18 protein-coding genes and 1 pseudogene are annotated in these 18,686 nt (G+C 62.9%); 8 read left to right on the forward strand and 11 right to left on the reverse strand.

The window, feature by feature from the left end:
* The 4 genes and pseudogenes from QZ266_RS11760 to QZ266_RS11775 form a co-directional block, all read right to left on the reverse strand.
* Positions 1-119, reverse strand: a pseudogene (locus QZ266_RS11760) (cobaltochelatase subunit CobS); the annotation flags it as partial.
* Positions 120-236: 117 nt separating this feature from the next.
* Positions 237-659: a hypothetical protein gene (locus QZ266_RS11765; protein WP_295695385.1), complete on the reverse strand. Its 423-nt coding sequence runs from the start codon at positions 657-659 to the stop codon at positions 237-239.
* A 148-nt stretch (positions 660-807) separates the two neighbouring features.
* Positions 808-1,857 carry a hypothetical protein gene (locus QZ266_RS11770; protein WP_295695387.1) on the reverse strand — a complete coding sequence of 350 codons (1,050 nt, stop codon included), beginning with the start codon at positions 1,855-1,857 and terminating at the stop codon, positions 808-810.
* 115 nt (positions 1,858-1,972) lie between these two features.
* Entirely contained in the window at positions 1,973-2,587 is a 615-nt protein-coding gene (locus QZ266_RS11775) for a J domain-containing protein (RefSeq protein ID WP_295695389.1), read from the reverse strand.
* A gap of 65 nt (positions 2,588-2,652) precedes the next feature.
* Here QZ266_RS11775 and QZ266_RS11780 point away from each other — a divergent pair, with 65 nt between their 5' ends.
* Both QZ266_RS11780 and QZ266_RS11785 read left to right on the forward strand, forming a co-directional pair.
* Positions 2,653-2,922 carry a BolA family transcriptional regulator gene (locus QZ266_RS11780; RefSeq protein WP_295695391.1) on the forward strand — a complete coding sequence of 90 codons (270 nt, stop codon included), beginning with the start codon at positions 2,653-2,655 and terminating at the stop codon, positions 2,920-2,922.
* Between the two features lie 59 nt (positions 2,923-2,981).
* The gene (locus QZ266_RS11785; protein ID WP_295695393.1) at positions 2,982-3,791 is read left to right on the forward strand and encodes a hypothetical protein; all 810 of its coding nucleotides are present in this window, start codon (positions 2,982-2,984) and stop codon (positions 3,789-3,791) included.
* Here QZ266_RS11785 and QZ266_RS11790 read toward each other — a convergent pair.
* The 3 genes from QZ266_RS11790 to QZ266_RS11800 are packed head-to-tail and all read right to left on the reverse strand — an operon-like array spanning position 3,788 to position 6,710.
* Positions 3,788-5,074, reverse strand: a complete 1,287-nt coding sequence (locus QZ266_RS11790) for an HlyC/CorC family transporter (protein WP_295695395.1) — start codon at positions 5,072-5,074, stop codon at positions 3,788-3,790. The two genes, QZ266_RS11785 and QZ266_RS11790, sit on opposite strands and share 4 nt — an antisense overlap.
* Entirely contained in the window at positions 5,071-6,174 is a 1,104-nt protein-coding gene (aroB, locus tag QZ266_RS11795) for a 3-dehydroquinate synthase (protein ID WP_295695397.1), read from the reverse strand. Before aroB ends, QZ266_RS11790 begins: the two co-directional genes overlap by 4 nt.
* The gene (locus QZ266_RS11800) at positions 6,171-6,710 is read right to left on the reverse strand and encodes a shikimate kinase (protein WP_295695399.1); all 540 of its coding nucleotides are present in this window, start codon (positions 6,708-6,710) and stop codon (positions 6,171-6,173) included. Before QZ266_RS11800 ends, aroB begins: the two co-directional genes overlap by 4 nt.
* A gap of 107 nt (positions 6,711-6,817) precedes the next feature.
* Between QZ266_RS11800 and QZ266_RS11805 the strand changes: the two genes are divergently transcribed.
* The 4 genes from QZ266_RS11805 (at position 6,818) to QZ266_RS11820 (ending at position 10,608) form a co-directional block, all read left to right on the forward strand.
* Positions 6,818-6,958: a hypothetical protein gene (locus QZ266_RS11805; RefSeq protein ID WP_295695401.1), complete on the forward strand. Its 141-nt coding sequence runs from the start codon at positions 6,818-6,820 to the stop codon at positions 6,956-6,958.
* On the forward strand, positions 6,927-8,576 hold the full coding sequence (locus QZ266_RS11810) for a hypothetical protein (RefSeq protein ID WP_295695403.1): 1,650 nt from the start codon (positions 6,927-6,929) through the stop codon (positions 8,574-8,576). Before QZ266_RS11805 ends, QZ266_RS11810 begins: the two co-directional genes overlap by 32 nt.
* Positions 8,573-9,544, forward strand: a complete 972-nt coding sequence (locus tag QZ266_RS11815; RefSeq protein WP_295695405.1) for a site-specific tyrosine recombinase XerD — start codon at positions 8,573-8,575, stop codon at positions 9,542-9,544. Before QZ266_RS11810 ends, QZ266_RS11815 begins: the two co-directional genes overlap by 4 nt.
* 92 nt (positions 9,545-9,636) lie before the next feature.
* Positions 9,637-10,608 carry an acetyl-CoA carboxylase carboxyltransferase subunit alpha gene (locus QZ266_RS11820; protein ID WP_295695407.1) on the forward strand — a complete coding sequence of 324 codons (972 nt, stop codon included), beginning with the start codon at positions 9,637-9,639 and terminating at the stop codon, positions 10,606-10,608.
* 4 nt (positions 10,609-10,612) lie between these two features.
* On the opposite strand, the gene QZ266_RS11825 is transcribed toward QZ266_RS11820, so the two are convergent.
* Both QZ266_RS11825 and QZ266_RS11830 read right to left on the reverse strand, forming a co-directional pair.
* Positions 10,613-11,863 (reverse strand): CsgG/HfaB family protein, encoded by a 1,251-nt coding sequence (locus QZ266_RS11825; RefSeq protein WP_295695409.1) that lies wholly within the window; start codon positions 11,861-11,863, stop codon positions 10,613-10,615.
* 1 nt (position 11,864) lies between these two features.
* Entirely contained in the window at positions 11,865-12,290 is a 426-nt protein-coding gene (locus QZ266_RS11830) for a hypothetical protein (protein ID WP_295695411.1), read from the reverse strand.
* Positions 12,291-12,875: 585 nt separating this feature from the next.
* Here QZ266_RS11830 and QZ266_RS11835 point away from each other — a divergent pair.
* A complete protein-coding gene (locus tag QZ266_RS11835) occupies positions 12,876-13,814 on the forward strand; it encodes a hypothetical protein (RefSeq protein WP_295695413.1) in 939 nt (312 codons plus the stop codon).
* A gap of 373 nt (positions 13,815-14,187) precedes the next feature.
* Here QZ266_RS11835 and QZ266_RS11840 read toward each other — a convergent pair whose 3' ends face one another.
* Together QZ266_RS11840 and secA are read right to left on the reverse strand one after the other, a co-directional pair.
* Positions 14,188-14,649: a GNAT family N-acetyltransferase gene (locus tag QZ266_RS11840; RefSeq protein ID WP_295695415.1), complete on the reverse strand. Its 462-nt coding sequence runs from the start codon at positions 14,647-14,649 to the stop codon at positions 14,188-14,190.
* A gap of 18 nt (positions 14,650-14,667) precedes the next feature.
* Entirely contained in the window at positions 14,668-17,535 is a 2,868-nt protein-coding gene (secA, locus tag QZ266_RS11845) for a preprotein translocase subunit SecA (protein ID WP_295695417.1), read from the reverse strand.
* A gap of 209 nt (positions 17,536-17,744) precedes the next feature.
* Here secA and QZ266_RS11850 point away from each other — a divergent pair, with 209 nt between their 5' ends.
* Complete coding sequence (locus tag QZ266_RS11850) at positions 17,745-18,680, forward strand: peptidylprolyl isomerase (protein WP_295695419.1); 936 nt, start codon at positions 17,745-17,747, stop codon at positions 18,678-18,680.
* The last annotated feature ends 6 nt before the right edge of the window (positions 18,681-18,686 follow it).

Below are 18,686 nucleotides of genomic sequence, written 5' to 3' on the forward strand. Positions count from 1 at the left end.
ATCGGGGTGTGTTCGTCTGGCGTTGAGAACATCGCCACCTCAAAGCCCGGGTCGAAGCCGAACAGCTCCTCGCAATTGGCTTTGGCATCAGGCGTGGAGAGGGGGAAACTATCGCTCATCGAACCGGTCTTTATGGCTGGAGGCACGCGTCATTTGCTGCGGTGCGTTAATTGATGACTCGTGAAGTATCGCACGCCCATGCGCGCTTCAAGTCAATGCCGGTGACTGCGTGTGATCTACAGGATGCGGCGCGCCCGGGGCAGGGCCAGCTGCCACAGCGTGATCGCGATCATCTCCAGGAGAATCATGATGATACCAAACTGGCCGCTGTAGTATTGGCCATCAGTGATCCGCAGCCAGACGAATATGTGCGCCAACGCACCAAGCACCAGAGCAAAACGACCGATCCGCTGCTTCTTCAGGCACAGGACAATGCCGCCGAGCCACCCGGCCAGCATCACGACCAGGCCGGCACGTTCGAAAGTGTCCGAGCGTTGGATGGCGGTACCGATGTCGAAATCGCCAAGGCGCGGATGCCAGATGCCGGACAGCTCGCCGATGAACATGGCGCACCACAGGAGGATGTAGGCAAGTGGTATCAGGCTGACGGCGATGGCCGCCAGACGAATGTGAGATCGGTCAGGATCGCGTGCCGACATGTGTGCCTCGTCGCCGCAGAGCTTCACAGCGTGGCGGCAGAAGGCAAACAATCCGTTAGGGCCCAGTTTATACCGACCCTGCTCTGTCTGGGCCTGCCTTGGCGGCCGGGAGTGGGAAGCACTCCCGGCCAGCGCCGAACCGGCTTGCCTAGATCTTGTTGGCAATCCAGTCGTTCCAGTCTGCCTCAAGCGCGGGCATGTCGCCGGGCAGATTGAACCGCGTGCCGTCAGAGGCCAGCCAGTCCTCAAGGCTGGAACCATTTCTCAGTGCCGTCGAAATGGCGGGCAGAATGCCATCTCCGCCTCGCTCCTGCAGGTAGTCGAGCATACCGCGCGCCATTGCATAATAGGTCAGGGGATTGCTTTCAGAGTTGGCAATAACGCGACGTGCATCTGCTCCTGTAAGTACGACTGCGCGCGTTACGGCCTGCGTACCCTCTGCGCCGGCAACGCCTGGTGGCGGCATCTCACCAACCCGCGCGGAAGCGACCTGACGCGCTATTGCGGCACTAGGGTGCTGCATGGTGAAGAACTGGCTCAGGGCGAGCCCGTCATCATTCTCGTTGTCCTGTCTGAGGCGCTGCCAGCGGCTGTCCGTCAGCTCCTCATTCTCGAGCGCCACGGCGACCATCTCGTCGAGCCAGTCCGCCGCAGACCCGCCATAATGTGAGCTGGAGCTTGCACCACCGCCCTGACTGTTGGTCGCATCATCCTGCCATATTTCCAACAGGAACCAGATGTGCCCGAATTCATGCGATAGAATTCCGCGCTCCATTTCAGGCGTCGGTGCTTCAGACGCGCGGCCCGACAGGATCTGGTCAATCTGTGCCGCGACCGAGGGCGAGTCAGGGTCTGCGCCCGCCGATACGATCTGATTGCGGATCTGTTCCGCCATCATTTCGTTCTGTTCCTGATGATCGATCCAGGGGAGCGCGGATGAATAGCCTAACTCCGTCAGGCTAGCACTGGCGCTGGCGAAGGCAGCATTGCCCTGAACAATCGCGGAGCGGGGCGTATCCTGTCCGAAGACGGTCCGGAAACGATCTCGTCCCTCTTCCAGGGCGAGCAGGTAGTTGTCTGCCGTGGCTTGTGTGCGTGCCACGGCGAGCGACCAATCATTTGCCGCACAGACAGGTGGCGCGTCGTCCGCCGGTGAAGCCGCAATGATTGCGGCGAGGATAATGTCACACCCGAGCATGGTGTCTCCCTTTCTAACAAGGCAGAGAGACGTGGCATGTCGCCATATTCGTCGATGTTACGGTCAGCTGAACATTTGCCCATCCAGGCACGCGGCACTGTACAGGCTTGGCTTTCTACGCCATGCCGGCGCTTTTCAGGATCTGGTAGGAGGCGATGACGCGGCCCAGCTGCTCCTCGCTGGAGCGGTCGCCGCCATTGGCGTCCGGGTGCAACTGCTTGACCAGTTCGGCATAGCGTTTGCGCACGGTCGACGGATCGACATCCGGGTCCAGTGACATGGTCTCCAGCGCCTTGGTCTGTAACCGGCCCATGGACTTCTCGCGTGGCGCTTCCTTGTGCGGGTCCTTGCGGTCGCCGAACATGCCGTAGGGATCGTTGAAGCCGTCGGCGAAATCGCGACTGGCCTTGGCGGCCTTGGCCGAGGCGGAATGGGTGTTCTTCCATCCCCAGGTCGGGCGGTGACCATAGGCGGCGCTTTCGCGGAAGGACTGGGCGGCGTTCTCGCTCATGCCCTCGAAGAAATTCCACGATTTGTTGTATTCCGAAGCGTGGCTCTGACAGAACCAGTAAAAATCATTCAGCCGGTCATTGGCCTTCGGGGCCCGGCTGTCGCCATGCTTCTTGCAGCCCGGCCATTCACAGACACGCTCCTCCGGCGCCGGCTGGTCCTTGGGCGGTTTGATGCGGATGTCTTTGAACCGCGGTTTGTAATTGTAGGCTTCTGACATGATCACCAATTATGGTCATGCGTCTGTAAAGCGGCAATGAAGCCGGTGAACAAAGAGGTGTGATTATGGGCGACGTCGCCGCGCGGATCGAGAGCAAGCTGCAAAAAGCCTTCACGCCGAGCACTTTGTCGGTGGTCGATGACAGCCATCTGCATGCCGATCATGCCGGTGCCAGGCCCGGCGGTCAAAGCCATTTCACCGTAGAGATCACCGCCAGCCGGTTTGACGGGCTGACCCGGGTGGCCCGGCATCGCCTGGTCAATGAGGCCCTGACCGAGGAGTTGGCAGGTCCCGTCCATGCTCTTGTGATCCGGGCACGGGCTTCAACCGAATAAGCAGGGTAACCGCGTCCCGGGTCAGGCGAGGCGGCGCTTTGGCAATAAGGGACCAAACCATGCTTCGCAAAACGCGCGCGCTCGCGCTTCCAATACTCATGGCTGCCGGTACCGCCGCTTGCAGCACGAGTTTCGAAACGCCCACCACGCTTTCCTCGACTGAACGACTGGCGCCGGGCGAACGGCGCCTGCTGGCTGTCGAGGAGTATGCCGACAGTGCTGCGCTCGCCGAAATGGGTGTCCTCTACCTCCCGCCGGTCAGCATTGCGCCGCAAGCCGATATCGATGGCGATCTCGCGCCGGCCCGCCTGGATGATGTGCGGGTGCGTCTGTCCCGCGATGTCTGTCAGCGCCTGGCGCGGGCCGGTTTCGATGTCCGGCCAATGCTCTCGGGGATGAGCGATAGCGGTGAGGCGCATGATGCCGACATCGATGGTGAGGTCCAGGCTGCGGTCAGTGGCATTCGCCGCAATAATATCGCCACCACCGGTGTCTCGCGGCTTCTCGGCGCGGCTGTGCCGGGCCCGCTCAATCCGCGCGTCCCGCTGGGGATCGGCGCCCTGGGCGTGGAAGCGGAAATTCTCGACCGCGACGGTCGCCAGGTCGCGGCGATCCGCTGGGCGTCGCGCAATCATCTCGCCTCGGGTGGCGGCGTCACCACCATTCTCGATGGTCCCGATGCCTTCACCAATCTTGCCGATGTGATGGACTTGTCGAGCGTGTTCGCCGATGCGCTGGGCGATCTGGTCGACGAAGCCCGCGCCGGGCAGGACAGCGTCGAGACGGAGACACCGCGCGGCACGTGTGATGCCTATCGCGACCTGATCGATGCGGACGCCACACCCGACCCGGACATGGCCCCGACCTAGGCGCCGGTTTCCACATCGTCCGGGCTGACGGAGACGCGCAGCTTGGTGATCTGGTTGCGACGCCGCTCGACGACTTCAAACCGGGCGCCGTGGAAGCCGAAGACCTGTCCGCGTTCCGGAATGGTCTGGGCTTCGTGGATGATCAGGCCGGCAATGGTGACGGCCTCGTCATCGGGCAATTCCCAGTCCAGGGCGCGATTGAGGTCGCGGATGGGCAGGGTGCCATCCACGATCCACACCGAGTCGCCATCGGGCTGGATGCCTTCGACGGCGACATCATGCTCGTCCTCGATGGCACCGACGATCTCTTCGAGAATGTCTTCCAGCGTCACCAGGCCCATCAGGGCGCCATACTCGTCAACGACGAGCGCGAAGTGTTCGCGCTTTTCGCGGAAGGCATTGAGCTGGTCGAGGACTTCGGTCGTTTCCGGGACGAACCAGGGATCGCGGCGCAATGAATCGATGTCGATGACCGACGCATTGCCGTCCGCCTCGTGCAGGGCGCGGGCAATGTCGCGGACATGAAGGATGCCGACGATATTCTCGGTGTCGCCCTTGTAGATCGGCAGGCGTGTGTGCGGCGAGTGCAGGGCCTCGGTGACGATCGCCTCGGACGGCTTGTCGGCATCAATCATCAGGATGGATTTGCGGTGGACCATGATGTCGTCGACGGTCAGGTCCCTCAAATCGAGCACGCCGCCCAGCATGTCACGGTCATCCTTGACCACGCCGCCTTCCTCGTGATGCAGCGCGATCGCGCCGCGCAATTCGTCATGCGAGGACAGGACCGGACCGTCCACATCGGCCCCGACGGTCCGCAGCACATTGCGCACCACGAATTGCACTGCGCCGACCACCGGTGCGAAGACGCGAACCACCAGCAGGATGGGGCGCGACACGGCGAGGGCAAAGCGTTCCGGGTTGGACAGGGCGTAGGTCTTGGGCATCACCTCGGCGAAGACGAGGACCAGGATGGTCATGACCAGCGTCGCCCAGACCACGCTATTGCCGCCCAGCAGGGTCTCGAACAATTGCCCGGCAATCATCGAGGCCAGGATGTTGACGAGATTATTGCCCAGCAGGATCGAGCCGAGCAGGCCTTCCCCGTCGGAGATCAGGATATTCACGCGTGCCGCGGCCGGATTCTTGTCGCGCTCGAGCTGCAGCATGCGGGCCCGGGATGTCGCGGTCAGCGAAGTCTCGGAACCGGAAAAGAAGGCTGACAGAAGGAGCAGGCCGACAATGGTCAGGGCCGGTCCGATAATCGTCCAGTCAAGGCTCATGAGAGCTGGGTCTCCATAAAGGCAAGAAGGTCGGCTTCATCGGCTGCCGGGTCAATCCAGGCGTCACCAATGGCGCGGGCGAGAATGAGGGTGATGCGACCATCACGATTCTTCTTGTCGTCGCGCATGCGGGCGACCAGGGATGCGGCATCCCAATCGGTGTGGGCAAGTTCGGCGGGGCTCGCCGGCAGGCCGACGGCCCGCAAATGGGCGGCGACACGGTCGGCGTCAGTGCCGGGGCAGTCGCCGCGATGGGCGGAATAGGCAAAGGCCAGGGCGATCCCGACAGCGACGGCCTCGCCATGCCGGATGGCATCCTTCGGGGCGTCGGCTTCGAAGGCATGACCGAATGTATGGCCGAGATTGAGCAGGGCACGGACGCCGCCTTCGCGCTCATCCTCGGCGACGATACGGGCCTTGAAGGCAATGGCGGCTGCGACCGCAGCGTCCAGATCGGCACCGTCGAGCACACGATCGCCCGCCGCTTCGAGCCGGTCGAAGAGAGGCGCGTCGCCGATCAGCGCGGCCTTGACGATTTCCGCATAGCCGGCGCGTCGTTCGCGATCAGGCAGGGTGGCAAGCAGGTCGCGGTCCGCGATCACCAGGCGCGGCTGATGGAAGGCGCCGGCGAAATTCTTGCCGTGACGCGTATTGATACCGGTCTTGCCGCCAACCGAACTGTCGACCTGGGCCAGAAGCGTGGTCGGGATCTGGATGAAGTCGACGCCGCGCTTGGCGACCGCGGCCGCAAAGCCGGTCAGATCCCCGATCACCCCGCCGCCCAGGGCGATGATGGCTTCGGAGCGCTCGACATTGCGGTCCAGAAGGGCGTCGACCACACGTTCCAGCCCGGCCCAGCTTTTCGAGGTTTCGCCGGGTTCGACAATGATCGGGTCCACGCGCAGGCCAAGCCCGCCGAGCTGGTCGCTGACGCGCTCGAGATGCAGGCCGGCGACATGGCGGTCGGTGACCAGAATCGCGCGGCCGCGCGGAAAGCGCTCGCTCAGCTCGGCGCCGGCCGCCGCGAGGGCGCCGGATCCGACCAGCACGTCATAGGCGCGCTCGCCCAGACCGACATTGACCCGCAAGATCTCGCTCACGCTGACGTCTCCCGGGCATCCAGGGCCCGCAAAATCGAATCCAGCGTCAGATTATGGGAACCGCCGGAGGCATCCACATGGATGTCAGCCTCTGCATACGCGGCCTGACGCTTGTCGAGCAAGGCGCGCAGCACGGTTTCCGGATCGTCTTCACGCAAAAGCGGCCGGGTGTCGCGACGCGAGACGCGCTTGACCAGGGTTTCCACGTCGGCCTGCAGCCAGATCGACGTCGCCCGTGCCTTCACCCGCTCGCGGGTTTCCGGATCGACGAACGCGCCGCCGCCCAGGGCCAGGACCAGGGGCGGTTCCTCGAGGAGACGGGCAATGACCTTGCGTTCGCCGTCCCGAAAGGCCGCTTCGCCAAAATCCTCGAATATCTCGGACACGCTGCGACCGGCGGCCTTTTCGACCTCCTCGTCGGCATCGCGGAAGTCCAGCTTCAGCGCATGCGCAAGCCGACGCCCGACCGTGGTTTTCCCCACGCCCATCAGTCCGATCAGGACGAGCGATTTCTGCGGTATGTGAACGCACGACATGCTAGCGGTATAAACGGTCTGGAAATCGCCGCAATCAGGGTTAGGCTCGTGCGCGGTACGGCCCGCAGTGCGAAGGCGGGTCTTCACGGGGTCAAGGAGTCGGTTTCATGCGTGGTTTTCTGGTGGGTGTGGCGGTTATCGCCGGTCTCGTCGCGATCGGATTCGGCACGCTGGTCCTGATTGCCAACGGCCTTGAACCGACCCGGGAGAATGTGCGTGTCGAGCTGGAAGACGATTTCCCGCGCTAGCCTGCTGGCAGCGCTCCTGGGCGGCACTGCCGCAGCCCAGAATCCGATCGAGGTTGAGCAGCTGGATGCGCTGGATCCGCTCGAGGTCGCGCTGACCGATCGCGGACTGGGTGACCGGCTGTGGTCCGGTACCGACCGCGACATGGCCGAAGCGGTCCTGACCCGATTGCCCGGCACTGACGGGAATGGCTATGCCAGCGAAGCGCTTGGCGATACGGCGCGGCTCATCCTGTTGAGTGGGGGGCGTCCGCCGGCCGCAGGCCGCGGTGATGCCCGTCTCGCCGAATTGCGCGTCGACCGCTTGCTCGCGGCAGGCGGGCCGCATGACGCGTTCGATCTGCTGGAGCGCACGCCGAGCATTCATCGGCGCCCGAGCCTTGCCGTGAGCCATGCCGAACTGGGTTTTGCCCTCGGCGAGACCGACCGAGCCTGCCAGACCGCCAACGCCCTGATCGAGAACCGGGACGCGGCGGACTGGCTGCGTCGGCGCGCTTTCTGCCTGGCGCTCGACGGGCAGGGCGCCGCCGCGGAGCTGACCGCTGAACTGGCGCGCGCGGCATCCCGAGATGATGATTTCGACGCCCGCCTGTTCGCCATGACGCTGGGCACACCGGTCGCGGACAATGTCGCGCCGCCCGATAGCGGGCTGGACTTTGCGATGTCGCGCCATCTGGTCGATCCGGAAGCTTTCCTGCCGGTTGTCGCCGACGATGCGCCGGCCTGGCTGGCCTCGCTGGTGCACCGCCCGATCTATGAGCCCGTGCCGGTTGAAGACGGGCCGTCCGTCCTCGAGGCCGCGCTGGCCCTGAGCGGGCCGGATCGTCATCACGCGCTGGAAGACCTCATGGTCCAGGCCCGGGAGCGGGAAGTGGCCGGTCAGGCCCTTGGCTATCTGCTGTCCGACGAGCGTGAGGCCGCGCGTTTCATCCATGTCGCACGTCATCATGGTCGGGAGATCCAGACCCTGCCGGTGACCGCTGCGACCCTCGAACACGGTTATGACCTGGCGCTGGCGGCTGTGATTGTCGGCGATTTGCGGAGCGCTGCGCGTTGGCGTGATGCGTTGATCGACGGCCCGCCGCGTCGGCCGGGAACGGCCGAACGCATCGGCCAGCCGATCCTGGAAACGGCCGATGGGCGTCTCGTCTACGCCGATGGGACGCCGGTCGACGCGGTCGGGCCTGAATTGGAATGGGAAGCGCCGTCGCCGCGCCGCATGGTCGCGCTTGATCTCGCTCTTGCCATCGCGCGAGATGCGCTGGGCGGCGGGAATTTCGATGCCATTCTCGCGGCCTGGCTGGAAAGCCAGGGCGATGAGGCGTTGGGCGAACGACTGGCACTGGCCGAACTCGGTGCCCGACTGCCCGGCTCGGCACGCCTGTCGGTTCTGGGTCTGGACGAAATGGCCGGGACACCGGATCTGGCGGTCATGGAAATGAGCCAACGGGCCGGCGCCCGCGCGGAATCCACAATGCTGGCTGTCAGCCTGCTCAACCGCCCGGAAACCTCTGCAGACCCGGTCACTTTCAGCCGTGCCATAGCGGCGCTGGATGCGGCGGGCCTGCGCGACAATGCCCGCGCTCTGGTGCTGGAGCGGGTGATCGCGAGGGCGCGATGAGCGATGCGCCATCAGGACGCCGGTCGCAGGACCGGACTCTGATTGCGCTCTTCCTCGACATGATGGCGGCCGAGCGCGGCGCCTCGGTCAATACGCTCGATGCCTATCGCCGCGACCTGGTTGACGTCGCCGGTCGTCTGGCTGGCCAGGGGGCGGAGCTGGAGACGGCGAATACCGCGCATCTCGAAGCGGTTCTGGCCGGCTTTGCCGCAGACGGTCTGGCTGCCTCCACTGCGGCCCGGCGCCTGTCGGCGATCAAGCGCTTCTACCGTTTCCTGCTTTCCGACGGTGTGCGGACCGATAATCCGGCAACGCCTTTGCGCGCACCGAAGCAGGGGCGGGCGCTGCCAAAGATTCTCTCCGAAGCTGACGTGGATGCGCTTTTCGCGGCGGCGGCCGATCTGCCCGGTCCGGCGGGGGCCAGAACCCGCGCGCTGATGGAATTGCTCTATGCCGGCGGATTGCGGGTGACCGAGCTGGTCTCCCTGCCGCTGGGCGCTTTCGTGCGAGCCGAACGCTGTATCCAGATCACCGGCAAGGGCGGCCGAGAACGACTGGTTCCACTGACCCCGGCCGCGCTGGACGCCGTGGCCGGCTACAAGAGGGTGCGCGAGGCCCATATGCCGGCGGACAAGAGCAAGGCCGGCAAGGCCGGGCGCTTTCTCTTTCCCTCGCAGACAGCGAAGGGAGGCCATCTCACGCGTGAACGCTTTGCCCAGATACTCGGCGATCTGACCCTGGCGGCCGGGCTGGATCCGGCCAGGGTTTCGCCGCACGTGCTGCGCCATGCCTTCGCCACTCATCTGCTGGCGCGTGGCGCTGATTTGCGCAGCGTACAGATGCTGCTCGGCCATGCCGATGTATCGACCACGCAGATTTATACCCATGTCCTTGATGAAAGGCTGAAATCTCTCGTCCAGTCGGCGCACCCCCTGGCGCGACGCGGTGAGGATGGGGGTTCGGCTTGACGTATGCGTAAGCGCGGCTTTTGAGACTTGTGGCTCCGCGGCGGGGTCGTTAGGTTGCCCTCCACTTTTGTGATCACAGGCGTTGGCAGGACATGTCCGACCCCACTCGTACCTATCTCGATTTCGAACGGCCGCTGGCCGAGCTGGAAGCCAAGATCGAAGAGCTTGAATCCCTCGCGGGTGACGATGCTCCCGATACGGCGGAAGAGACGGCGCGTCTGCGTCACAAGGCGAATGAACAGCTCGCCTCGCTCTATTCCAAGCTCGACCCGTGGCGCAAGACGCTGGTTGCCCGTCATCCCGAGCGTCCGCATTTCCGCGATTATCGCAAGGCGCTGATCGAGGATTTCGAGGAAATGTGCGGTGATCGCCGTTTCTCCGAAGACGCCGCCATTGTCGGCGGCCTGGGCCGGTTCCGCGGTCGTTCCGTGGTCGTGATCGGCCATGAGAAGGGCCACGACACCGAAACCCGCATCAAGCACAATTTCGGCATGGCGCGTCCGGAAGGCTATCGCAAGGCGATCCGCCTGATGGACCTGGCCGAGAAGTTTGACCTGCCGGTTCTGACATTTGTCGACACGGCCGGTGCCTATCCCGGCCTTGGCGCAGAAGAACGCGGGCAGTCCGAAGCCATCGCCCGCTCGACCGAGCGCTGCCTGACGCTGGGCACGCCGCTCATCTCCACCATTACCGGTGAAGGCGGCTCCGGCGGCGCTGTCGCCCTCGCCAGTGCCAATACGGTCATGATGCTGGAGCACTCCATCTATTCGGTGATCTCGCCGGAAGGCTGTGCCTCCATCCTGTGGAATGATTCCACCCGGTCCAAGGATGCCGCCGTGGCGATGAAAATCACCGCGCCGGACCTTCTCTCGATGAAGATTGTGGACGAGGTCGTTCCCGAGCCGGTTGGCGGGGCTCACCGTCATGCCCAGGCGACAATGACCGCGGTCGGCAATGCCATCGAGAAGCATCTCGGTCAGCTCGAGCAGATGGATTCCAGAGCCCTGCGCCTGCAGCGCCGCGAACGCTTCCTCGCCATCGGCCGGACCCTCCCCGGGGCCTGAGGGATCAGCCCCGCATGACCGGTTGCCCGTCGAACGGGGCGACGGCGCAGGTACCACCGCGCTGACGGATCGCCTCGCAAGTTGCCACGGCCTCGCTTTCGGTCTGCCAGCTCCCGGCCAGAAGGTGGAATTCGGCACCGCCATGACCTTGTTCGACCCGCAGGACGCGTCCGGCGCGTCCGGCCAACAGGTCGGCATAGATCGCGCGCAGCTCGCGCCACTCACGATTGACGTTCCAGACCGTCAGCTCTGAGGCGATATGCAGGCCATAACCATTCGTCGGCGGCAAGCGGGATGGCGGTATCGGGTTCCTCGGGATCTCGCTCCGGGCGTTGCTGGCCAGAGCCTGAGGCTGTTCGGGTAGCGCTTCCTGCACCAGAGTCGCCGCCGGAGCAGGCCGGATCTGCGCCGTTTGTCGACGGGCCAAGGCTGGTTGGCCATCGATGCAGGAACCGGATTCAAGGTCGTAGAGCATCGCCATGAACTCGAAGACCGCGCGGTCGATCATGCTCCGGACGGCGGTCTGAACAGGTTCCAGCGCGCGTTCGCCCCCGCCAATATCCAGGACCGTCCCGTCCAGGAAGGCATAGACACCGGCTTCGACTTCCTGTCCACGGATCTGCTTGCGCAGGGAGCGGACCGCGAGGACCTCGGTGGAGCGAACGTCAATCAGGCGCAGGTCAATTCCGACATCGACGATGTACTCGCTGCCGCCAAAAGCCAGCGCGCCGCCGGTCTGGCTGGTGGTATTGGCAAAGGCGTTGGTTCCGCTCGAGCGAATATTCGGATTGAACTCGGTAATTCCGCCAACCAGGTAGAGGTCTGCGCCCTCCATCTGTCCGCGCTGGACCGTGCGAAGAACATTGGGCGCATCCCGGACCAGGCCGCTCTGGGCATAATCGAGCTCGACCTGCACCACGCCCATGTCGAAGCGCTCCACCAGACGCATGCCGGCCTCTGATGCGGCGGTTATTGCCATCAGTGTGGCGCCCTGGGTCAGGCGGCGACCGGAGAGGTAGTCCTCCGCACCTGTCAAGTCGGAGATATGTCCGACGGCCAGCCTTGGCGCGGCATAGTTCTGCGACCGGGCATGGTCGGCCAAGCAGTGCAGGGCTTCAGTATAGACGCTCCGGGACTGGACGACCGGGCTCCCCGTCAGAGGCGCGACATACGCGACCGGGGCGTCCGGATCCTGCGTCGTCGAGCAGGCAGGCAGCAATAGGGCTGCGATGAGCGGCAGGGCAAAGCGACGCATTCTATCGGCCTCTCGTCTGGGGCGTGCCGTTCACATTGACGGTCTGCGAGCTGTTGTTGGTCTGGTTGATGATGATGGTGCTGGCCACGGTCCCGGAAATCGAGACGCTATTGCCGATGCTGACGGCTGTCGTGCCCGCCCGGCTCAGCGTTCCGCCCATTGGAAGCGTGGAGCCGCTTCGACTGGCGAGGCCTGCGCGGGTGCGGGCCGGGTTGTTGCTGGCGCCGGATCCCATCAACTGGCCGTTGATAATGATCCGGTTACCGTTCTCGTCTCGCCCTGCGGGCTGATATGGCTGTGCACTTTGCGAGAATGTGGTGCCGTATGGCTGGGTTTGCGGCGCGCCAAAGCTGTTTGTTTGCGCGAAGGCCGGGCCGACCAGAGCCAGGCTGGTAGCGGCTCCTATTATATAATGTGCGATGTTCATGGTCCGCTCCCGGATATCTGTTGTTCGGGATGTGAACTGCAACGGTGAGGCCAGATGCCGATCGATGCCGGGCCATTTATCTCCAATTTTAATAAAATCAGGACTTTAACAGGGAGAGGAGATTCCGTTAACATTTACAACAAGTAAAAATACTCCTACTACGGGATTTATGCCGACAAAATTAAACAATGAAATTCCCCTTTATCGCTAAAAGAAAAATCTCAAATATCCTATTAGTTGAATTCGAGGATCTATTTTTTTTCTTTGTTGATTATAGAGTTTCGAGGGTGTGCGTTTTTACATTCTGTGCCTATATGAGAAATTGTGTTATAAAATTGAACACTTCATCTGTGCCAGTGTCCCAAATTTGCGGTTAATTTTTTGTGCAAATTTGAATCAATTAACCCCATCTCGTCGCCATAAGTTTTACCGCGGAAAACCGTATTTGTTTTGAATGCGATACTTGCCGTTAATCCATTATAAATACTAATGAAATCTCCGGTTTTGGAGTGGTTCGTCGGTTGCGAGGTCGACCGTGCAGGCGGGACGACCGTGCTGCAGTTTTAGTCCTAGGAAGGAAACGACATGAGCAAGAAGACACTCTTTGCCGGCGGCTGTACCGTTTTGGTTTTTGCCGCATTTGCGGCGTCCGCATCGGCCCAAGATCAAACGGTCCGCAACGTTCAGACGAACTGGGCGCAATCCCGTGCCCAATTGAACTCGGAGATTGATGGCATCAACGGCGAGGTTTCGCTGACCGCTGCCGCGATCAACAACTCGTTTTCCGCGGATATTGCGGGCAATGTCCAGATCCAGAATTATCAGACCACCTACCGTGATTCATCAGCCGAGCTGAACTCTGACATCAATGCGGTGGTGGGCGATGTCTCCGCGACCGCGGCGGCGATCGGAAACTCTGCCAGTGCAACGGTTGGCGATAGTGACTACGCGTCGCTCGTCAATAACCAGCGCGCAACCGGTGTTTTCCGGGCCGACCTGAATATCGGGGTTGACGATGTTGTCGGCAATGTCAGCGGTACCGCCGCGGCCATCGGCAACTCGCTGTCGGTTGAGGCGGCTGGCGAGGGCTTGAACCTCAGCAACAACCAGTTCTTCCGCGGAGACGCGATCTCCAAGCTGAACGGCCATGTCGAGGACGTCCAGGGCGAGGTCGCGCTGACCTCGGCGGCCATCGCGAACTCGGCATCCTATGACGTCCAGGCGACCGATTGGGCCAATATCACCAACTATCAGACCACCAATATTGACCCGCGTGCCTACTCGAATGTCGGTGTTTCTGATGTCACCGGGAATGTGAGCAGCACAACAGCAGCCATCTCGAACTCGTTGAGCGTCTCGACACTGCCGCAGACCGCAGACATTCGTCTCAACTCGACCCAGCTCAACAACGCCTATACCGGCGCGATCGCCAATGCGACGATCTCCGATGTCGCCGGTGACGTCTCCGCCACGGCTGCCGCGATCGGCAACTCGGTGTCGGTCAGCTCCATCACCGAATTCTAGGCGCCGACCGGGAGGGGCGCCCCCCCGCTCCCTCAAGCGTTGACGCCTGGTGCGGCCGGTTCTCTTCGGAGAGCCGGCCGTTTTACGCGCGCTCTTGATTGAGGGCGCGCCCCATCAATTCGGGTCCGGGCGTAAATGACAGGTTTCGTGCCTCCATCCTGCGGAAGGAACCGCCACGGTCCAGAGACGCGCTGTCGCGATGACCTCGGCCGCCAATGCGATCGAAAGGCCGCTCGGCAATCAGGGCTCGCGAATACGGCGTCGTTCCGGCATTCTTGTGACTGTTCATCCGGGCGTTCCTTTGCTCTGGTCGTGTCGCAACAACCAGTCTCAAGGCTTCAGCCCGGTTGACCAACCTTATGAAAACTCACATCTAGAGCTCGACTTCCAGCCAGGGCAGCTCCCGCCCCTTGAAGACCGCGCTTGGCCGCATGGCAACGCGCTTGGCGCCCATATGGATATAGGCCGCCTCGGCATAGGGGTCGGAGAGGATGGTCATCACCGTTTCGCCGCGTGCCTTCAGCTTGGCCTTGGCGTCCTCGAAGAGGTCGCGACCGACGCCCTTGCCGATGGCGGCAGGGGTGATGAAGAGCAAATCCAGCGTGCCATGATGCGCACCCGGATCGATCTGGCAGACGCCCAGCATCGTCCCGTCCTCAAGCTCGGCGACGGTGGTGTAGCCGGCCTCGATGGCTTCGGGCGTGACCCGCAGATAGGGGGCGACCTCGGCCATGAAGACCTCGTCATAGCCCCAGTGCGCCTTGGACTTCAGGCAAAGCTGAGAGAGCGCGTCTTCCTCGCCTGTACGGGCGGGACGAAGGCGGACCTCGCTCATATTGCCACCGTCAACGGATCAGGCGCTGGGCGCGGTGCCGATGGCACCATGGCACTGCTTGTACTTCTTGCCGGAGCCACACGGGCAGGGCGCGTTCCGGGCTACACGGCCCCAGGTCTCCGGCTTGTTCGGGTTCGCCGGTGTGGAGACGCGGCGCTGGGTCGGTGCCACACGCGGCGCCACCGGTCCGTCCGCCGGATCGGCCATTTCATTGCGGCCGGTGCGCGGATCGATATGGGTCGCGGTGATGTCTTCCGGCGCCTTGGGCGGAGCCGGAGCGCGCTCGAAACGGATCAGCATGAGCTGTTTGGTCACTTCGCCGCGCAGATTGTCCATCATGCGCTCGAACAGGTTGAAGGCCTCGGTCTTGAACTCGTTGAGCGGATTGCGCTGGGCGTAGGAGCGCAGACCGATCATCGAGCGCATGGCGTCGAGATTTTGCAGGTGCTCGCGCCAATTGATGTCGATGGCCTGGAGCAGGATCGACTTCTCGATCCGGCGCATCAGGTCCGGGCCGGCATTGGCTGCTTTTTCGGCATAGGCCTTGTCAGCGGCGTCGCTGATGCGTTCGAGGATCTCCTCGTCGGCAATGCCTTCTTCTTCGGCCCAGGCCTCGACCGGCAAGTCGAGCCCGAACGTGGTCTTCAGCTCTTCCTTGAGACCGGCAATATCCCACTGGTCGGCAAAGGCCTTCGGCGGGATGTGTTCGGTCACGAGGTCTTCGGCGGACGACTGGCGCATGTCCTTGATGACATCGGCAACATCGTCCGACAGCATGAAATCGATGCGTTGCTCGAAGACCGCCTTGCGCTGGTCATTCATGACATCATCGTATTTCAGGACATTCTTGCGGATGTCGAAATTGCGCTGCTCGACCTTGCGCTGCGAGGTCTCGAGCGCCTTGGACATCCACGGGTGCTGGATGGCCTCGCCCTCTTTCATGCCCAGCGTGCGCATGATGCCGTCCAGACGTTCCGGCGCGAAGATCCGCAGCAAGTCGTCCTGGACGGAGATGAAGAATTTCGAGCGGCCCGGATCGCCCTGGCGACCGGTCCGGCCGCGCAGCTGATTGTCGATCCGGCGGCTTTCATGGCGCTCGGTGGCGAGAACGTAGAGGCCGCCCGCATCCAGCGCCTTCCTCTTCTTCTCGGCGATATCGGCCTTGATCGTGTCGGTTTCGCGATCGATCTCGGTCTGGGTCGGCGTCTTGCCGGCCGCTTCCTGCTCGGCCTTCCATGCGTCCAGACGCATGTCCGGATTGCCGCCGAGCTGAATGTCCGTGCCGCGACCCGCCATGTTGGTGGCGATCGTCACGGCCCCCGGGACGCCGGCCTGGGCGACGATGAAGGCTTCCTGCTCGTGATACCGCGCATTGAGGACCTGGTGCTCGAGCGGAACCAGTTTGAGCATTTCCGGCAGGGTCCGGATCGACGGACGGGCTGACTTCTCGAACTCGGCCTTGGCGGCTTCATCCTTCGGATAAAGATGGCCCAGCATCTTCTTGAACAGGGCCTTGTCGCTCATCAGCCGGTCGAGGACTTCCGACTTCTCGATCGAGGCGGTACCGACCAGAACGGGCTGACCGCGCTCCTGGCAATCCACGATCTCGTCGATGATCGCGGCGTATTTCTCTTCCAGTGTGCGGTAGACCTCGTCTTCCTCGTCGATCCGCGCGATCGGCCGGTTGGTCGGAATTTCGACCACGCCGAGCTTGTAGATGTCGAAGAATTCGTCCGCTTCGGTCAGCGCCGTACCGGTCATGCCGGCCAGCTTGCCGTAGAGGCGGAAGTAATTCTGGAAAGTGACCGAGGCCAGGGTCTGGTTTTCCGGCTGGATCTCGGTGCCTTCCTTGGCCTCGATGGCCTGGTGCAGGCCGTCGGAGAGGCGGCGGCCCGGCATCATGCGACCGGTGAATTCATCGATCAGGACAACGGCATTGTCCTTGATGATGTAATCCTTGTCGCGCACGAAGATCTTGTGTGCCTTGAGGGCCTGGTTGACGTGATGGACGGCCTGGATGTTCTCGACATCATAAAGGTCGCCTTCCGCGAGGAGTTCTCGCTCGTGCAGCAGGCGCTCGATTTCCTCATTGCCCTCTTCGGTCAGGAGGACGGAGCGGGCCTTCTCGTCAATCTCGTAGCAATCCTCGCCGAGGAGCGGGATCAGCTCATTGATCGTCTTGTAGAATTCGGTGCGATCTTCGGTGCGGCCGGAAATGATGAGCGGTGTCCGCGCTTCGTCGATCAGGATGGAGTCGACCTCGTCGACGATGGCGAAGCCGTGGCCGCGCTGCACCATCTCGTCGGTCGAGTATTTCATGTTATCGCGCAGATAATCGAAGCCGAGTTCGTTATTGGTCGCGTAGGTGATGTCGCAGGCATAGGCGGCGCGGCGTTCCGGATCGGTCATGCCATGCGCGATCACGCCGGTGGTCATGCCCAGCTGGGCAAAGACTCGGCCCATCCACTCGCTGTCGCGCGTGGCCAGATAGTCATTGACCGTGACGACGTGAACGCCCTTGCTTTCCAGCGCATTGAGATAGCAGGGCAGGGTGGCGACGAGTGTCTTGCCCTCACCGGTCTTCATCTCGGCGATGGCGCCTTCATGCAGCACCACGCCGCCCATCATCTGGACGTCATAGGGGCGCAGACCGAGCGATCGCTTCGCGGCTTCGCGAACGGCGGCAAAGGCTTCCGGCAGGAGATTGTCGAGCTTCTCGCCCTTGCCCAGGCGTTCGCGGAACTCCACCGTCTTCGCTTTCAGCGCGTCGTCGGAGAGCGATTGGAACTCCGGCTCCATCGCATTGATTTTTTCAACGATGGGGCGAAGGCGGCGGACTTTACGGTCGTTTTCGGAACCGAAGATCTTGCGGGCAATGGACAGCATGTGGCTCAGGCTTTGCGAACTACTGGGCAGCTGGCGTCCGGCGCCCAGGTTTCGTTCCGTTCGCCGGGGACGACAGCATTGCTTTGAAACGTCAGGGTGACTTAAGGATGAGGGGTGTAACTGTCAATCAAGCGGCGCGGCAATCAAGTCCCGTCCCTTTAGCAGGTGAGGCGCTATAGGTGTCTGTTTTCAGGCTCTTTTGCATTTTTGTGCTGACTGCATCTTGCATCGCGTGCGGCCCCGAGCCGCGGCGAACAGCGGAAGATTTCTCCGACAAGGCCCCCATCCTGTCCCTGGATGAGGCCGATCCGGTCGTTGCGCGGGTCGACGGGACGCTGATCCGGCGCTCCGATGTCGAGCGTGAAGCGACCGCCCAGGGCGAGGAAAGCGGCGAAGCGGTTCCGGAGATGGGCAGCGAGGATTTCGACCGGATCCTGGACGAATTGGTCGATCAGCGGCTGTTGGCGCTGGAGGCCCGGCGTCGCGGTCTGCACCAGTCCGAAGTCGCCCGCCGCCGCCTGGCCCAGGCCGAGGAACGCATCCTCGCCAATGTCCTGGTCGAGACCGCGGTGGACGAGGCGGTGCCGGAGGAAACCATCCAGCGCATCTATGAGGAGCAGATTCGGCTCATCCCGCTGGGCGCGGAAGTCCGCGCGCGGCATATCCTCGTCCAGACCGAGGAGGAGGCCATCGCCATTCGGGGCCTGATCGATCAGGGGCGTGACTTTGCCGAGCTCGCCGTGGCGCTCAGCGAGGACCGGGCGACGCGTCTCGAGGGGGGCGATCTCGGTTATTTCTCACGCGAGGGCATCCTGCCGGCCTTTGGGGCGGTCGCCTTCGCTACGCCGGAGGGGGCCGTGTCCGCGCCCTTCCGGACCGAGTTCGGATGGCATTTGCTGACCGTGGTGGACCAGCGCCGACAGCCGCCGCCCTCACTGGAAGCGCTGCGCCCGAACATAACCCGCTTTTACACTTTCGACCAGATCGAGGCGCTGATTGACGGCTTGCGTACGAATGCGGTCATCGAGCGACCTGACCTGTCGCGCGTGCTTGCCCCGGAAGGGGAGGATGGCGCACTGGACATGACCGGAGACGAGGTCGTGCCCGACCCTGAAGAAAGCCTCAACACCGAACAGCCCGGCTAGGCGGCC

It is taken from the genome of uncultured Maricaulis sp., assembly GCF_905480005.1.
Lineage (GTDB): Bacteria > Pseudomonadota > Alphaproteobacteria > Caulobacterales > Maricaulaceae > Maricaulis.

What these genes read in the sequence shown, in the direction of transcription:
- QZ266_RS11765 (WP_295695385.1), bottom strand. Translation starts at nt 659, where the DNA reads ATGTCGGCACGCGATCCTGACCGATCTCACATTCGTCTGGCGGCCATC.
- QZ266_RS11770 (WP_295695387.1), bottom strand. Translation starts at nt 1,857, where the DNA reads ATGCTCGGGTGTGACATTATCCTCGCCGCAATCATTGCGGCTTCACCG.
- QZ266_RS11775 (WP_295695389.1), bottom strand. Translation starts at nt 2,587, where the DNA reads ATGTCAGAAGCCTACAATTACAAACCGCGGTTCAAAGACATCCGCATC.
- QZ266_RS11780 (WP_295695391.1), top strand. Translation starts at nt 2,653, where the DNA reads ATGGGCGACGTCGCCGCGCGGATCGAGAGCAAGCTGCAAAAAGCCTTC.
- QZ266_RS11785 (WP_295695393.1), top strand. Translation starts at nt 2,982, where the DNA reads ATGCTTCGCAAAACGCGCGCGCTCGCGCTTCCAATACTCATGGCTGCC.
- QZ266_RS11790 (WP_295695395.1), bottom strand. Translation starts at nt 5,074, where the DNA reads ATGAGCCTTGACTGGACGATTATCGGACCGGCCCTGACCATTGTCGGC.
- QZ266_RS11800 (WP_295695399.1), bottom strand. Translation starts at nt 6,710, where the DNA reads ATGTCGTGCGTTCACATACCGCAGAAATCGCTCGTCCTGATCGGACTG.
- QZ266_RS11805 (WP_295695401.1), top strand. Translation starts at nt 6,818, where the DNA reads ATGCGTGGTTTTCTGGTGGGTGTGGCGGTTATCGCCGGTCTCGTCGCG.
- QZ266_RS11815 (WP_295695405.1), top strand. Translation starts at nt 8,573, where the DNA reads ATGAGCGATGCGCCATCAGGACGCCGGTCGCAGGACCGGACTCTGATT.
- QZ266_RS11820 (WP_295695407.1), top strand. Translation starts at nt 9,637, where the DNA reads ATGTCCGACCCCACTCGTACCTATCTCGATTTCGAACGGCCGCTGGCC.
- QZ266_RS11825 (WP_295695409.1), bottom strand. Translation starts at nt 11,863, where the DNA reads ATGCGTCGCTTTGCCCTGCCGCTCATCGCAGCCCTATTGCTGCCTGCC.
- QZ266_RS11830 (WP_295695411.1), bottom strand. Translation starts at nt 12,290, where the DNA reads ATGAACATCGCACATTATATAATAGGAGCCGCTACCAGCCTGGCTCTG.
- QZ266_RS11835 (WP_295695413.1), top strand. Translation starts at nt 12,876, where the DNA reads ATGAGCAAGAAGACACTCTTTGCCGGCGGCTGTACCGTTTTGGTTTTT.
- QZ266_RS11840 (WP_295695415.1), bottom strand. Translation starts at nt 14,649, where the DNA reads ATGAGCGAGGTCCGCCTTCGTCCCGCCCGTACAGGCGAGGAAGACGCG.
- secA (WP_295695417.1), bottom strand. Translation starts at nt 17,535, where the DNA reads ATGCTGTCCATTGCCCGCAAGATCTTCGGTTCCGAAAACGACCGTAAA.